Source organism: Nocardioides sp. NPDC006273, assembly GCF_040613495.1.
Classification (GTDB): Bacteria; Actinomycetota; Actinomycetes; order Propionibacteriales; family Nocardioidaceae; genus Nocardioides.
In genome coordinates this window covers 64007-78010 of record NZ_JBEXSD010000003.1, presented here as the reverse complement: position 1 = coordinate 78010, position 14004 = coordinate 64007, and the positions used below count along the sequence as shown (strand labels likewise).

The 14004-nt window shown below is 68.5% G+C and carries 12 protein-coding genes; 8 read left to right on the top strand and 4 right to left on the bottom strand.

Annotated elements, in window-relative coordinates; genetic code table 11:
- Window positions 1–302: 302 nt before the first annotated feature.
- On the bottom strand, window positions 303–482 hold the full coding sequence (locus ABZZ22_RS02350; RefSeq protein WP_179657042.1) for a hypothetical protein: 180 nt from the start codon (window positions 480–482) through the stop codon (window positions 303–305).
- Between the two features lie 18 nt (window positions 483–500).
- Between ABZZ22_RS02350 and ABZZ22_RS02345 the strand changes: the two genes are divergently transcribed.
- The gene (locus ABZZ22_RS02345; protein ID WP_354926409.1) at window positions 501–1115 is read left to right on the top strand and encodes a hypothetical protein; all 615 of its coding nucleotides are present in this window, start codon (window positions 501–503) and stop codon (window positions 1113–1115) included.
- 19 nt (window positions 1116–1134) lie between these two features.
- Here the strand turns inward: ABZZ22_RS02345 and ABZZ22_RS02340 are convergent, their stop codons facing one another.
- Window positions 1135–2523 carry an aspartate aminotransferase family protein gene (locus tag ABZZ22_RS02340; protein WP_354926407.1) on the bottom strand — a complete coding sequence of 463 codons (1389 nt, stop codon included), beginning with the start codon at window positions 2521–2523 and terminating at the stop codon, window positions 1135–1137.
- A gap of 117 nt (window positions 2524–2640) precedes the next feature.
- Between ABZZ22_RS02340 and ABZZ22_RS02335 the strand changes: the two genes are divergently transcribed.
- From ABZZ22_RS02335 to ispG, 5 genes are all read left to right on the top strand, one after another.
- Window positions 2641–4083, top strand: coding sequence for a gamma-aminobutyraldehyde dehydrogenase (locus ABZZ22_RS02335; RefSeq protein ID WP_354926405.1), 1443 nt, complete (start codon window positions 2641–2643; stop codon window positions 4081–4083).
- A gap of 143 nt (window positions 4084–4226) precedes the next feature.
- Window positions 4227–6260 carry an acyltransferase family protein gene (locus ABZZ22_RS02330; RefSeq protein WP_354926403.1) on the top strand — a complete coding sequence of 678 codons (2034 nt, stop codon included), beginning with the start codon at window positions 4227–4229 and terminating at the stop codon, window positions 6258–6260.
- Between the two features lie 204 nt (window positions 6261–6464).
- Window positions 6465–7574 (top strand): 1-deoxy-D-xylulose-5-phosphate reductoisomerase, encoded by a 1110-nt coding sequence (dxr, locus tag ABZZ22_RS02325; RefSeq protein ID WP_354926401.1) that lies wholly within the window; start codon window positions 6465–6467, stop codon window positions 7572–7574.
- Window positions 7571–8929 carry a site-2 protease family protein gene (locus tag ABZZ22_RS02320; protein ID WP_354926399.1) on the top strand — a complete coding sequence of 453 codons (1359 nt, stop codon included), beginning with the start codon at window positions 7571–7573 and terminating at the stop codon, window positions 8927–8929. Before dxr ends, ABZZ22_RS02320 begins: the two co-directional genes overlap by 4 nt.
- A gap of 21 nt (window positions 8930–8950) precedes the next feature.
- Window positions 8951–10105, top strand: a complete 1155-nt coding sequence (gene ispG / locus ABZZ22_RS02315) for a flavodoxin-dependent (E)-4-hydroxy-3-methylbut-2-enyl-diphosphate synthase (protein ID WP_292646119.1) — start codon at window positions 8951–8953, stop codon at window positions 10103–10105.
- A 214-nt stretch (window positions 10106–10319) separates the two neighbouring features.
- Here the strand turns inward: ispG and ABZZ22_RS02310 are convergent, their stop codons facing one another.
- Both ABZZ22_RS02310 and ABZZ22_RS02305 read right to left on the bottom strand, forming a co-directional pair.
- The gene (locus tag ABZZ22_RS02310) at window positions 10320–10733 is read right to left on the bottom strand and encodes a hypothetical protein (RefSeq protein WP_354926397.1); all 414 of its coding nucleotides are present in this window, start codon (window positions 10731–10733) and stop codon (window positions 10320–10322) included.
- Complete coding sequence (locus tag ABZZ22_RS02305) at window positions 10730–10882, bottom strand: hypothetical protein (RefSeq protein ID WP_354926395.1); 153 nt, start codon at window positions 10880–10882, stop codon at window positions 10730–10732. The genes ABZZ22_RS02310 and ABZZ22_RS02305 overlap by 4 nt, the downstream gene beginning before the upstream one ends.
- Window positions 10883–11104: 222 nt before the next feature.
- On the opposite strand from ABZZ22_RS02305, the gene ABZZ22_RS02300 reads away from it, so the two are divergent.
- The gene (locus ABZZ22_RS02300) at window positions 11105–13147 is read left to right on the top strand and encodes a hypothetical protein (RefSeq protein ID WP_354926393.1); all 2043 of its coding nucleotides are present in this window, start codon (window positions 11105–11107) and stop codon (window positions 13145–13147) included.
- Window positions 13131–13913: an SDR family oxidoreductase gene (locus ABZZ22_RS02295; RefSeq protein ID WP_354926391.1), complete on the top strand. Its 783-nt coding sequence runs from the start codon at window positions 13131–13133 to the stop codon at window positions 13911–13913. The genes ABZZ22_RS02300 and ABZZ22_RS02295 overlap by 17 nt, the downstream gene beginning before the upstream one ends.
- The last annotated feature ends 91 nt before the right edge of the window (window positions 13914–14004 follow it).

Below are 14004 nucleotides of genomic sequence, written 5' to 3'. Positions count from 1 at the left end.
GATGGTAAGTGGCCCGAAGGGCCACCCTCCCACCCCACCGTTTCGAAGCGAGAATGCGCTGCGCCACACCCGGGTCGGCGGCCCACGCCAGCCTTCGGGTGGGACGTTCCGGCAGGGGGTCTCGACAGGCTCGACCACCGGGGGCAGGGGGTCTCGACAGGCTCGACCACCGGGGGCAGGGGGTCTCGACAGGCTAGACCACCGGGGGCAGGGGTCTCGACAGGCTCGACCACCGGATACAGAGGGTCTCGACAAGCTCGACCACCGAACAAGAGAGGTCTCGACAAGAAGACGGCGAGAACCTAAGCCGCAGGATGCTCGTAAGCCTCCGCAACCCGCTCACGAAGCTTGGCGTGGATCTCCTCCGGCGTGCGCTGCGTACGCTGACGGTGGTTGCGCGCGATGATGGCACCGGTCGCGGTGACGCCGGCCAGGCCCGCGAGGCCGACGATCTTCCACACGCGTGCACTACCGAAACCCATGAGGACCCCCTGCTCCAGATGTCTGACGACACCACTATCTCCCTCGAAGACGCCGTAGACCAGACCCGCACCGGCGATCTGTGGCTCTTCCGCGGGCGCTCGGTCGCCGACCGTGCCATCCGGATGCTCAGCAACGCGCCGGTCAACCATGTCGGGATGGCGGTGGTGCTCGACGACCTGCCGCCGCTGCTGTGGCATGCCGAGCTCGGCAAAGGGCTGCTGGACCTCTACACCGGCACCCACCATCGCGGCGTACAGCTCCACGACCTGCGGGCCGCGGTCGAGCAGTGGGCTGGCCGCTACGAGCAGCAGGTCTGGCTGCGTCAGCTCACCGCCGACGTCGACCGCAAGCGCGAGGATGCTCTGCTGAGGACGATCGCGCGTCTCGACGGCACCCCGTTCCCCTCGACCGCCGCCCTGGCCGGGCGCTGGGCTCGCGGCCGGGTCCGTTCCAAGGCCAGCCTCGAGCAGGTCTTCTGCGCCGAGGTCGTTGCGGCCACCTACCAGGAGATGGGCCTGCTCGACGACGAGCGCCCCACCAACTACTACGACCCGGGGCGATTCTGGTCCGGCGACCACCTGACCCTCCAGGACGGTGCCGTTCTCGGCAGCGAGGTCCGCGTCCTCGGCTGACCCACCCCACAGGAGCGGGTCAGAGCATCGTCGAGGCCTTCTCAAGCACCCGGCGCAGGATCTGCTCCATCTCGTCGAACTCGGCCTGGCCCACGGTGAGCGGCGGGGAGAGCTGGATGACGGGCTCGCCGCGGTCGTCGGCGCGGCAGTAGAGGCCCTCGGACCACAGTGCCTTGGAGACGTAGCCGTAGAGGATCCGCTCGCACTCCTCGGCCGTGAAGGTCTCCCTGGTCGAGCGGTCCTTGACCAGCTCGATGCCGTAGAAGTAGCCGGTGCCGCGTACGTCACCGACGACCGGCAGGTCCTTCAGCTTCGACAGCGTGGCCAGGAACGCGGCCTCGTTGCGGCGTACGTTGCCGAGCAGGTCCTCGGCCTCGAAGACGTCCAGGTTGGCCAGCGCCACTGCGGTGGAGACGGGGTGACCGCCGAAGGTGTAGCCGTGGTAGAAGGTCTGGTCCCCGGAGAGGAACGGCTCCATCAGCCGGTCGGAGATGATCGCGGCCCCCAGTGGCGCGTATCCCGAGGTCAGCCCCTTGGCCGAGGTGATGATGTCCGGTATGTAGTCGAACCGTTCGCAGCCGAACATCGTGCCCAGCCGCCCGTAGGCGCAGATGACCTCGTCGGAGACGAGCAGGACGTCGTACGCATCGCAGATCTCCCGGACCCGCTGGAAGTAGCCCGGGGGAGGTGGGAAGCAGCCGCCGGAGTTCTGCACCGGCTCCAGGAAGACCGCGGCGACCGTGTCGGGCCCCTCGGCCTGGATCACGAACTCGATCTGGTCGGCGCACCAGCGGCCGAACGCCTCCGGGTCGCTCCCGTCCATCATCCCGCCGGTGATCTCCGAGGCCCGGTAGATGTTGGTGTTCGGCACCCGGAAGGTCGAGGGGACCAGCGGCTCGAACGGCGCCTTGATGTCAGCCAGACCGGTGATCGACAGCGCCCCGTGGGTAGTGCCGTGGTAGGCGATGTTGCGCCCGATCACCTTGTGCTTGCCGGGCTTCCCACGCAGCTTGAAGTAGTTCTTGGCGAGTTTCCACGCGGTCTCGACGGCCTCGGAGCCGGAGTTCGTGAAGAAGACCCGGTTCAGGTCGCCGGGCGCGAGCGCGGCCAGCCGCGCGGCCAGCTCGATCGCCGGCTCGTGCGCGTAGGACCACAGCGGATGGAAGGCCAGCTGCTTCGCCTGCTCCGCGCCCGCGTCGGCGAGCTCGGCGCGACCATGGCCGACCTGGGTGACGAACAGTCCCGCGAGACCGTCGAGGTAGCGGTTGCCCTCGATGTCGTAGATGTAGGCGCCCTCGCCCCTGGCGATGATCGGCACATCGGCCTCGGCGTAGCTCGAATGCCGTGTGAAGTGCATCCAGAGGTGGTCCTTGGCGTCGCGCTGGAGCTGCTCGTATCTGCCGGTCATGCGTCAATGGTCACCCATTACATCGCGCTTTCGCAAGCGAATCCGTAGCCTAGGTGCAATATCACTTCGGATTCGGTTGTCACATCTGCGTTACGGAAAGGAGTTAGTCTCTTGTCCATGGCCGACAAGATCTTCAGGAACGTGATCGCCGGCGAGCTGTGCGAGGCAGCCGACGCCGCGACGTACGACGTCGTGGACCCCGCCACCGGCGAGGTCTACGCGCAGGCGCCGATGTCGGGGGAGGAGGACGTCGACAGGGCGTACGCCGCGGCCGCATCGGCCTTCGAGACCTGGGGCGAGACCACACCCCAGGAGCGCAGCCTGGCCCTGCTCCGGATCGCCGACGCGATGGAGGCTCGGGTCGAGGAGCTGACCGCGGTGGAGGTCAAGGACACCGGCAAGCCCTACCAGCTGACCCTCGACGAGGAGCTGCCGCCGACGATCGACCACTTCCGCTTCTTCGCGGGCGCAGCCCGGACGCTGGAGGGGAAGAGCGCGGGGGAGTACCTCGCCGACCACACCTCCTGGATCCGGCGCGAGCCGATCGGCGTGATCGGGCAGGTCACGCCCTGGAACTACCCGCTCGCGATGATGTCGTGGAAGATCGCCCCGGCCCTCGCGGCCGGCAACACGATCGTGCTCAAGCCCTCCGACACCACCCCGGCCGCCTCGTCCCTGCTGGCCGAGCTGGCCCAGGAGTTCCTGCCGCCCGGCGTGCTCAACCTCGTCACCGGTGACCGTGACACCGGCCGCGCGCTGATCCGCCACAAGACCCCGCAGATGGTCGCCATCACCGGCTCGGTGCGCGCCGGCATGGAGGTCGCCGCGACCGCGGCGCATGACCTCAAGCGCGTCCACCTCGAGCTCGGCGGCAAGGCGCCCGTGATCGTCTTCGACGACGCCGACATCGGCAAGGCGGTCGCCGGCATCGCCGCGGCGGGCTACTTCAACGCCGGCCAGGACTGCACCGCCGCCACCCGCGTGCTGGTGCAGGCGGGCGTCCACGACGAGTTCGTCGCCGCCCTGGCCGAGGCGGCGCGCAACACCACGGTCGGTCTCCCGGAGAACAACCGCGACGTCGGCGCCCTCAACAACCCCGGCCAGCTCGCCCGGGTCGCGGGCATGGTCGACCGGCTCCCCGACCACGCCACGATCGCGGCCGGCGGAGCACCGGCGAGGATCGTGGGCGGAGAGAACGGCTACTTCTTCCAGCCCACGGTCCTGGCCGGACTCCGCCAGGACGACGAGCAGATCCAGCAGGAGATCTTCGGGCCGGTGATCACGGTGCAGAGCTTCGCCGACGAGGCCGAGGCGCTTCGGTGGGCCAACGACGTCGACTACGGCCTCGCGTCGAGCGTCTGGACCAAGGACCACGGCACCGCGCTGCGGGTCAGCAAGCGCCTCGACTTCGGTGTGGTGTGGATCAACACCCACATCCCCTACATCTCCGAGATGCCCCACGGCGGCTTCAAGCACTCCGGCTACGGCAAGGACCTTTCTGTCTACGGTTTCGAGGACTACACCCGGATCAAGCACGTGATGTCCTTCATCGGCGAGTAGTCCGCTAGACAAACACTCGAGGGTGCGACCCTCGATGTGCGGGCCGCCAGCGTCCGTGAAAGCATCGAGCGCCGTTTCGCGTACCTCCGCGACACGGACCCAGCAATGGACGCAGTCGATCCCCCACACGAGGTGCACCCCACATGTCAGCCAAGCAATGGCGGACAGATGTCCAAGGTCTCCGGGCCATTGCCGTAGGTCTGGTCGTCGCTGCCCATGCGGGCGTCCCGCACACCGAGGGCGGCTTCGTCGGAGTCGACGTCTTCTTCGTCCTCTCCGGCTTCCTGATCACCACCCTCCTGCTGCGCGAGGCCGACACCTCGGGAACGGTCAGCATCCCGCAGTTCTACGCGCGCCGCGCCCGTCGGATCCTGCCGGCGGCGACCCTCGTGATCATCGTGGTCCTGGCGTACGCCGCCTGGCAGCTGCCCACAACCCGGCTCACCGACGCCGCCGCCGACGGCACCTGGGCGGCGTTCTTCCTGGCCAACGTGCACTTCGCGGCCGAGGGCGTGCAGTACTTCCAGCCCAGCGAGCCCTCGCCCTTCCAGCACTACTGGTCGCTGTCGGTGGAGGAGCAGTTCTACCTGGTCTGGCCGGTGCTGGCGCTCCTGCTCATCCCCAGGCTCGGCCGCAAGGGCTTCACGATCGTCGCTGCGGCGATCGCGGTCGCCAGCCTGGCCTGGTCGGTCCACGCCACCGGCGAGAACCCGACCGCCGCGTACTTCTCCACGCCGGCACGCGCCTACGAGCTCGCCGCCGGCGCGCTGCTGGCCTGCTGGGGTGGCCGGCTCAAGGGCGCTGCGAGCATCGTCGCCGGGCTCGGCGGAGCGGCGGCGATCCTGTTCGCGACGGTGGCGTTCAGCGAGGCGACCCCGTTCCCCGGCTGGCAGGCTCTGGTGCCCACCCTCGGCACGGTCGCGCTGCTCGCCTCGGGCGCGAACGCCCCGACCGCGAAGGTCCTCGCGATCAAGCCGCTGAGGTACGTCGGCGACATCTCCTACTCCCTCTACCTGTGGCACTGGCCGTTGATCGTGCTCGCTCCAGAGTTCCTCCGCCTCGGCAACGAAGCGCTCGAGATGACGGTCGCGGTCGCCGTCGCGGTGCTCCTCTCCGTGCTGAGCCACCGCTTCGTCGAGCTCCCGTTCCAGCACAAGCAGGTGCCGGTGCTCTCGCACGGGCTGCGTTCGCTGGTTCTGTGGCCGGTCGCGCTCGTGCTCGCGGTCGGCAGCGGTTGGTTGACGACCGGCTATGCCGCGTACGCCGAGAGGGAGCGCGCCGCCCAGGCGCAGGCGTGGTTCGCGGCCAACGAGGTCCCCGACACCGCCGCCGAGACCGGCGGCCCGCCGCAGGTGCAGCGCGAGCTCCGCGCGGCTCTCGACATCGCCGACCGTGGTGGCCCGATCCCGCCGGCCGTGCTCGGCGCCGAGATCACCGACGACCGTTGGCAGAAGACGTACGACTGCTATGCGAACTACGGAGACACCCAGGTCGCCGACTGCACCCTGGGTGACACCGACGCGAAGAAGACCGTCGCCGTCGTCGGTGACTCCCATGCCGGCATGTGGCTGACCGCCTTCGACGACCTCGGCAACGAGAACGGCTTCCGGGTCGTGCCGTTGGTGAAGGTCGGCTGCGCCCCCTACCCGGTCCAGCACCGGGGCAAGAAGATGACCCAGGCCGAGTGCGACGAGTTCCGGGACTGGTCGGCGGAGCGTCTCGAGGGCCTCGAGCCCGACGCGATCGTCTCGACCGCCCGTGGCCAGCTCTTCATGCCCAAGAGCTACGCCGGGATGGACCGTGACGAGCAGTGGTCCCGGGCCGTACGCAGCACGGCCAAGGCCTATCGAGAGATCTCCCGCAAGGTGGTCGTCATCGGCGACGTGCCCGCCGTCGACCACGAACCCGCCGACTGCATCAGCGCGCCCGACGCCGACCAGCGGTCCTGCCTCAGCGACCCCGACTCCCGCGAGACGAGCAGCAACGAGATCACGCGCGCGGCGCTGAAGGGCACCAAGGCGGCTTACGTCGACCCCCAGCGCTTCGTGTGCGCCGAGGACCGCTGCCCGCTCGTCGTGGGGGAGAAGGTCACCTACTACGACCCCTCACACCTGACCGAGTCCTGGGTCCGGCACGTCGCCCCTCGCCTGGGTGTCCTCTTGGCACCGCACATCTGACGCGAATTCAACTGGGACGCGCGTCCTGGAATTTGCCTTAACGTGCATGTTGTGGCTTAATTGTGGCCAGACGTTGCAAAACGTTTCATGCGCAGCCCTGGACCCGTGGGGGAGTCCGGGGCTGTTGCTATTTCCGGGGTCTTCTCGCCGGTCCTTTCGGTGTCCGCTTGGCGCCTTCTCAGCCTCTGCTGGCAGGATGGGCGGGTGAACGATCAGCGACCACGCGACGTGGTGATCCTCGGTTCCACGGGGTCCATCGGCACCCAGGCACTCGACCTGGTGCGGGCCAACCCGGGCCGGTTCCGGGTCGTCGGCCTGACCGCGGGCGGGTCCAACAAGGAGCTGTTCGAGGCCCAGGTCGCCGAGTTCGCGCCCAAGGTCGCGGGCCTGGGGGAGGAGGCCTCGGTCGAGGCGGCCGCCCAGCCCGCCGACGTGGTGCTCAACGGGATCACCGGTGCCGTCGGTCTCCGCCCGACGCTGGCCGCGCTGGAGGCCGGCAACACCCTTGCGCTGGCCAACAAGGAGTCGCTGATCATCGGTGGTCCGCTGGTCAAGCGGGTCGCCGCCGAGGGACAGATCGTCCCGGTCGACTCCGAGCACTCCGCCATCGCGCAGAGCCTGCGTGCCGGCCGCGCCGAGGAGGTACGCAAGCTGGTGCTGACCGCGTCCGGCGGCCCGTTCCGCGGCCGCTCCCGCGATGAGCTCGCCCAGGTCACCCCGGCGCAGGCGCTCAAGCACCCCAACTTCGCGATGGGGCGGGTGATCACGACCAACTCCGCCACCCTGGTCAACAAGGGCCTCGAGGTGATCGAGGCACACCTGCTCTTCGACGTACCCTTCGACCGGATCGAGGTCGTCGTCCACCCGCAGCAGTACATCCACTCGATGGTCGAGTTCACCGACGGTGCCGTGGTGGCCCAGCTCGGGCTGCCGACGATGCTGGTGCCGATCTCGATGGGGATGGCCTGGCCCGAGCGGGTGCCGGACGCAGAGACACCGATCGACTGGACCAAGGCCGCCGACTGGCGCTTCGAGCCGCTCGACGACTCAGCTTTCCCGGCCGTGCGGCTGGCCCGCGAGGCCGGGACCCGCGGTGGCACCCACCCCGCCGTCTACAACGCCGCCAACGAGGTCTGCGTGGACGCCTTCCACGAGGGCCAGATCCCGTTCCCCGGCATCGTGGACACGATCGTGGAGGTCATGGCAGCCCATCAGGGCGTACGCTCTGAAAGCACCCTCTCTATCGAGGACGTGCTCGCCGCCGACGCCTGGGCGCGCGCGGAGACAACTCGCATCCTGGAGACCGGTAAATGAGTGTGCTGCTTTACACGCTGGCAGTGATCGGCTTCGTCGTCGCGATCCTGGTCTCGATCGGGCTCCACGAGCTCGGCCACATGATCCCGGCGAAGGCGTTCGGCGGGAAGGTGACGCAGTACTTCATCGGCTTCGGGCCGACGGTGTGGTCCAAGCAGATCGGCGAGACCGAGTACGGCCTCAAGGCGATCCCGCTCGGTGGCTACGTCAAGATCGTCGGCATGCTGCCGCCCGGCGCCGACCAGCTGGGGGAGCGGACCGATGACGGTGCGCTCAAGATCCGCAAGTCCAACACCGGCATGTTCACCCAGCTGATCAGCGATGCCCGCTCGGCCGAGTGGGAGCTGATCCGTCCGGAGGACGAGCCACGGCTCTTCTATAAGATGACGTGGTGGAAGAAGGTCATCGTGATGGCCGGCGGGCCGTCGGTGAACATCGCGATCGCGTTCTTCGTGCTCTGGGGCGTCTTCGGCATCTACGGTGTCCGCGAGCCTGTCGTCAACGAGGGTCATCCGGTCGTCTCGAGCCTGCAGGAGTGCCTGCTGACCTGGGAGGAACAGGGCCGTGAGTGCCGTCCGAGCGACAGGCCGACCCCGGCCGCCGACGCCGGCTTGAAACCCGGCGACGAGCTGATCTCGTTCAACGGCACCGAGCTGACCTCGTGGCCGGTCGCGCAGAAGCTGATCCGCGACAACATGGACGGCGAGGCCACGATCGTCATCGAGCGCGACGGCGAGCGGATGACGCTGCAGACCCAGACCGTCGTGCAGGAGCGGGTCAAGGACCTCGACGACACCAGCGCCGACCCCGAGACCGCGAAGGTCGGCTTCTTCGGGATGTCACCCGAGTCGCACGTGGTCACCACCAAGGAGGGGCCGGTCTACGCGCTGAAGGAGATGGGCGTGATGGCCGAGAACGCCGTCCACGCGCTCCTGCGGCTCCCGGTCAAGGTCTGGCACGTCGCGCTCGCGATCGTCGGTCTCGAGGAGCGCTCGGCCGACAGCCCGGTCAGCATCGTCGGCGGCGGCCGCATCGCGGGCGAGATCGCCGCCCACGAGGGCCTCGACGTCGGTGAGAAGGTCGCCAGCTTCGCGTTCCTGGTCGGTGGCTTCAACCTGTTCATCGGCATCTTCAACTTCGTCCCGCTCCTGCCGCTCGACGGCGGCCACATCGCGACGGCGCTGTGGGAGGGCGTACGCCGCGCCTTCGCCAGGCTCTTCCGACGGCCCGAGCCGGGCCACGCCGACCCGGCGAAGCTGCTGCCGGTGGCGTACGTCGTGGCCTCGGCGCTCCTGGTGATGGGTGTTGTGCTGATCGTCGCCGACCTCGTCGTCCCACTTCACCTGCAAGCCTGACCGGAAAGTAATCTTGACCCCATGACGTCGATCCCCCTTGGTATGCCGGAGGCACCCGCCCCGGTGCTCGCTCCTCGCCGCAAGACCCGCCAGATCAAGGTCGGCTCGGTGGGAGTGGGCAGCGAGAGCCCCATCTCCGTGCAGTCGATGACGACCACGGTCACCGCCGACGTCAACTCGACCCTCCAGCAGATCGCCGAGCTGACCGCGTCGGGCTGCGACATCGTCCGCGTCGCCTGTCCGAGCACCGACGACGCCGACGCGCTCCCGGCGATCGCGCAGAAGTCGCAGATCCCGGTGATCGCTGACATCCACTTCCAGCCGAAGTACGTCTTCGCCGCCATCGAGGCCGGCTGCGCAGCGGTCCGGGTCAACCCGGGCAACATCCGCAAGTTCGACGACCAGGTCAAGGAGATCGCCGCGGCCGCCAAGGACCACGGCACGAGCATCCGGATCGGCGTCAACGCGGGCTCGCTCGACAAGCGGCTGCTGGAGAAGTACGGCAAGGCCACGCCCGAGGCGCTGGTCGAGTCGGCGATGTGGGAGGCGAGCCTCTTCGAGGAGCACGGTTTCCGGGACTTCAAGATCTCGGTCAAGCACAACGACCCGGTCGTGATGGTGCGCGCCTACGAGCTGCTCGCCGAGTCCGGCGACTGGCCGCTCCACCTCGGTGTCACCGAGGCGGGCCCCGCCTTCCAGGGCACGATCAAGTCCTCCGTCGCCTTCGGCTCGCTGCTGTCCAAGGGCATCGGCGACACGATCCGGGTCTCGCTCTCCGCGCCGCCGGTGGAGGAGGTCAAGGTCGGCATCCAGATCCTGGAGTCGCTCAACCTGAAGCCGCGCCGCCTCGAGATCGTCTCCTGCCCCAGCTGCGGGCGTGCGCAGGTCGACGTCTACAAGCTCGCCGACGAGGTCACCGCCGGCCTCGACGGCCTCGAGGTCCCGCTGCGGGTCGCGGTCATGGGCTGCGTCGTCAACGGGCCCGGCGAGGCTCGCGAGGCCGACCTCGGTGTTGCCTCCGGCAACGGCAAGGGCCAGATCTTCGTCAAGGGCGAGGTCATCAAGACCGTCCCCGAGGCCGCCATCGTCGAGACGCTGATCGAGGAAGCGATGAAGATCGCCGAGGGCATGGAGCCCGTCGAGGGCGGCGGCGCGTCGGTCTCGGTCAGCGGCTGAGCGGTGGATGTTCACCGAGGTAACTCGGTGGACGGTCGCTTCCTTCGTGGAGTTCCACGAAGCAGGTGCGCACTCGCCGAGTCATCTCGGTGAGCATCCCGCAACCCGGCGTGGGCCACGTACGCAAGAAGCCCGGTCCATCACAGCCGGACCGGGCCTCTGTCTGTCGCTTCGAGACAACTTCCTGCGTACGTCTCGAAGGTCGTCGGCGGCATCACCAGTGCATCAGCCTGGAGACCACGCCGAGGAACCCGAGGTGGAGCAGTGCTCCGAGCGGGTCCGTGGTGAGCAGGTGGCCCCAGGCGAGCGCCGCCTGGCCCATCTGGTTTCCGAGAGCCGTGGCGAACCCGTCCAGTCCGCCGTGGGTCCACAGGTGGACGACGACGAACCGGATGCCCGGCACGACCAGGAACAGGACGAGTGCGGCCTTGACGGGAAGGACCCAGGGCAGCGAGCCGCCGCCGGTCGAGCTCAGGTTGCCGCTGCGGACCCAGCGGGTGCCGCTGCGGCCGTCGAAGCGGACCTTGGCGCGACCCGCGGCGGTGGCGACGACGACACCGCGCTTTCCGGAGCGGGTGCCGCCGCGGGCCCGGACGGTCTCGCCGGGGCGGGGGAAGAAGCCGTTCATGACAGCACCCCTCCCGCGACGACGGACACGGACGAGGTGCCGGCGGCCGCCTCGCACTTGGGCGGCTCAGCGCTGAGCAGCTGGTTGAAGCCGAACACGACAAGAAGCGTGACGGCGAAGGTAGCGATGCTGAACTTGTGGTTCCTCATGGTCATCATCTCCTTCAGCGTTGGGGCCCGTTCGGTGGGCCGGCGCTGTCCCTGTCGGGGACGTCTCCAAGGTGGCGGACGTCACATCCAACTCGCCAGTAGCCGGGTGGGAGTGGGGACGAAGTAAAGACAGTCCTGGGGGAGTTGGGACGTTTCTGGGACAGAAATGGGACGCCTGCGAGATACTCACAGCCCGCGGTCGCGACGACTCGGCGAGGGGAAATGACCGACGAAGCGCTCTCTCCAGAGCAGTTCAACGTCGAACTGCGCGATTGGGTCAGGCAGGTCACCGGCAAAGCCGATGGTGGCGCCGGCGTGGCCATGGCCAGAAGCACCTTCTACCGGCGTACGTCCGGCTCGAAGCTGATGCCGCTCGACGAGCTCATCCGCGTCGTCGGAGGCGCGGTGCCTCGCACTCTCGACCCGGCCCACCAGGGCGAGTGGATCCGCAAGAACACCGGCATCTGGCAGTCGAAGTGGTGGAAGGCGTACGCCTGGCGTGATCAGCATGCGGGACTGCCCGGGTCCATCGCCTCGGGCTCCGCCTCGGCACAGCCGATGCTCACCCTCGCAGCGGCTGAGATGACCGAGGCGCCGGCGCCCGCCACCAGCTCCCGGCTGACCTTCCCGCGGGCACGAGTGGCGTTGCTGAGCGGGCTGACGACGGACCGGGCCACGATCCCGCTCATCGAGGTGCTCGGCCGATGGCTGGAGAATCCCGAGTCCAACCTCTTCTTCCTCACCGGTCCCTCGGGTTCGGGGAAGACGATCGAGGCCAGGGAGTGGACCGCGTCGAAGGAGCAGGTGCGCTACATCAGCCTGCGCGACGGGGCGGTCGACTACGCGGATCTGGTCGACGATGACCGTTCGCCGATCGTGATCGACGACTTCGACCTGATCTCCTCGAGCGCCGAGGAGCACGGCGTCACCCGTCCCGACCTGAGCGAGCTGCGCTCCGCGTTCGGCCGGGGCGGCCGATTCGTCGTGATCAGCAAGCGCAACCTGCAGACCGAGCGCGACGAGCTCGCCGAGCAGCTGCGCAGTCCCGCGCGCCTGGAGGATCTCGGCGTCGAGGAAGCCGTGGTCGTACGCGTCGAGCCGATCTCGCCGGTCGAGGTGCGGGCTCTCGGCGATGAGCGCGGAGGCGATGAGAGGCTGAACAGCCTGGCCGCCGAGATGGAGCGTGGCGGGGGATTCTTCCCCGCGACGCCGCTGGTCCTCAAGCAGCTCTACGCCTCCATCGAGGAAGGCGCGCCCGCTCCCCGGACGCTGTGGGACGGCTACACCGTCCACCTCAAGCACATCTGCGGTCAGCCCTGGGATCGGAAGAGCTCACGCATCCCCAGCAGGGTGCGGTTCCAGACCTACCGCGACATCGCCTGGGACCTGTTCACCGGGATGGACGAGCCGGGTTCGCAGGAGCAGGACCTGATCCCGGTCCCGCGCGTCTCGGAATGGCTCTTCGCGAACCTGCAGCGTGATCTCGACATCACCAGGCAGCGGGACTTCCTGACGTACGAATGGATCGCCGACCTGCTCGACCACCCCGAGGTCTTCGGGGTGAGCGGGCGGACCAGGGACTCGGTGGAGTCGGCGGAGTTCGCTCACGAGACCTTCTACCGCTACTTCGTGGCCGAGAGCATCCGCGACCGGCTGCGCGACGGACGCGCCATGGCGCTCGACGGTGCCCGCTTCGTCCACATGCACCTCGGCGGGATGGTGATGAGCTTTCTGAAGGCCGGGTTCCAGCCCGGAGACCTGGACGCGGTGGCCCGGTTGAGCGTGCGCGAGAGCCTGTCCTGGATGGACCGGCTGATCTGCCTCTACCTGACCGAGGAGCGCGACGACTACGGAGAGCTCCTCGACCAGGCGCCGGAGCGCTACTGGGACGAGCTGGAGTTCGTGCTGGAGGCCTTCGAGTCGCTGTTCCTGCGGAAGGCGGCGATGTATCAGCTCGTTCTGCGCGGTCGGGTCCCGGTCGACGGCTATCTCCAGATCCTGGACCGTGAGGAGGACCCACGCACCGTCGGCCGAGAGCGCGACGCGCTCCGCGTGGACACCGACATCACCGAGGCGCTGGTCCGAAGGCTGCACCACCCGGTGCTCACGCCGGCGATTCCGATAACCGCATATCGGCTCGGACAAATGGGTGATATCACTTGCCTGAGCCATCTTGAAGGTCTCACTGGTCTGCCGCCCACCCACGACCAAGTGGTGAGGGCGGCGATCCGACGGATCAAGGAGCGCCATGAGCACACTGCCTGAGTCGCCGGGTGCACAGCCTCGGCCACCAGTGCTCGTCCTCGGAGCCACCGGCGACCTCGGCAGTGCCGTCGCACGCAGACTGAGCGCCGATGGCACTCCGGTGATCGTGCACGGCTACAGCCGTACGACCGAGCTCGCCTACCTCGCCGACGAGACCGGAGCGGTGGCGCGGGTGGAGGCCGACCTGACCACCGACGACGGGGTGGACGCCCTGGCCGAGTCGCTCGCCGGGTTCGACACGCTGTCTGGCCTCATCAACTGCTCCGGCATCAACCCCAGCCCCGACACGGTCGCCGAGATCGACCGGTCCGAGTGGCAGCACACCCTCGACATCAACCTGACCTCGGTGTGGCGTACGGCCTCGCTCGCGCTCCCGAAGCTGCGGGCGGCCGGGTCCGGTGCGGTCGTCCTGGTCAGCTCGGTCTTCGGGATCCGTACGCCGTCACGACGGGCCGCCTACGGCGTGTCCAAGCACGCGCTGACCGGGCTCGCCCAGGCGATCGCGCAGGAGGAGGAGGGGGTCGTCCGCGCCAACGTCGTCGCTCCGGGACCGATGTGGAGCGAGTCCTCCCGGCAGGTCTTCGTCAAGCACGCTCGCAAGGAAGGCGTCACGGTCGACCAGTACATCTCCTACCGGGCGGCGCGCATCCCCGGGCACCGCTTCGTGACCGCCGACGCCGTCGCCAAGGTCTGTGTCTTCCTCGCCTCCGACGGCGCCAGCGCCATCAATGGTCAGTGTGTGGTCGCCGACGGCGGCGAATACTGAGAACCGATCATCGAGGGGCCGCGCGACCCGCAGCCTGCAGTGCACGCGAGTTGCCGCTGATCATGGGCCGCGCTGCTTAGGCTTCGCCTAG